Here is a 236-nt window from a genome sequence, read left to right on the forward strand (position 1 = left end):
TTTGATCCGTCAACTGGTAAGCCACACCTGCTTCAGCACCTGCAATGGTTGCATCGACATTACGCGTGTAAGCTTTCAACTCCTCTTTTTGGTTTTTTGGGTTTTTAGTTTCCACATATTTAACCAAAATATAATCTTGAATTAAGCCTGCATAAACCGAAGCCCATGATTTAAATGCACCCTGTTCATATTGATAACCTGCATCCAACTGCACGGTTTTTTCATTCTCTAGATCA

The 236-nt window shown here is 39.4% G+C and carries 1 protein-coding gene; it reads right to left on the minus strand.

What is annotated here, in order from left to right; genetic code table 11:
• A partial coding sequence (locus RRF55_RS27935) for a hypothetical protein (protein ID WP_439419290.1) occupies positions 1 to 214 on the minus strand: 214 nt, incomplete at its 3' end.
• Positions 215 to 236 lie beyond the last annotated feature (22 nt).

Source organism: Klebsiella sp. K47 (assembly GCF_051858335.1).
Lineage (GTDB): Bacteria > Pseudomonadota > Gammaproteobacteria > Enterobacterales > Enterobacteriaceae > Klebsiella > Klebsiella pneumoniae.